Annotated in this window: 1 protein-coding gene; it reads left to right on the forward strand. The window is 73.4% G+C overall.

The genetic code is table 11. The features are described from left to right. The coding region (locus AOK17_RS47320; RefSeq protein ID WP_245697909.1) for a PLL family lectin at window positions 1-707 on the forward strand (707 nt) is incomplete at its 5' end. Between the last annotated feature and the right edge of the window lie 21 nt (window positions 708-728).

Here is a 728-nt window from a genome sequence, read left to right on the forward strand (position 1 = left end):
CGGGCGTACCGGCCGTCACGGTCGACGCGCAGGGCCGCGCCCATGTCTTCGTACCCAACAGGGGCGGCGGCGTCAGCATGCGCGGCCAGAAGGAACGCGGCGGGTGGGGTCCGTGGCGTGACCTCAAGGGCCGTGAGGTCGAGGGCGAACTGGCCGCCGTGACCCGGGCGTCCGGGCTCGTCGAGCTGTACGCGGCCTCGCCTGCGGGCATCCTGCGCTGGACCCAGCTGGGCCCCGGCCACATCCCCGCGCTCGACGAGGAGCCGCTCAAGGTGGCGGCGCGGCCTGGCACGTTGCGGGCCCTCACCACTTCCGAAGAGCACGTGACGCTCTTCTTCACGGACGAGACGGACACGGTGTGCGCGTGGCGGGCGGGGAGTGAGCCCGTGGCGCTTCTGACCTGTGCCGGGCCGGGGCCGGTGTCCGCGATTCGCTGCACGCTCGACGGGGTCGACTGCACGTTGCTCGCCCAGCGGTCCTTGAGTGGCCGGGTCGCCTTCGCCGCCTATCCGACCGAGCGGGAGTCGGCGGGTGCGTGGTGGACCGAGTCGGGGCCCCAGCTCCCCTCGGACGTCCAGCTGTCGCTGGCCCACGACCACGAGGACCGCGTCACGGCCGCCACCCTCCAGCCGACCACCGGCCAACTCCTCCTGACCCGCCGCAAGGACGAACCGGGCTTGGCCCTGGAGGCCTGGCACACCATTTGATCCGCCCCCGCCGCCCCTACC

Source organism: Streptomyces phaeochromogenes (assembly GCF_001418655.1).
GTDB lineage: Bacteria > Actinomycetota > Actinomycetes > Streptomycetales > Streptomycetaceae > Streptomyces > Streptomyces phaeochromogenes.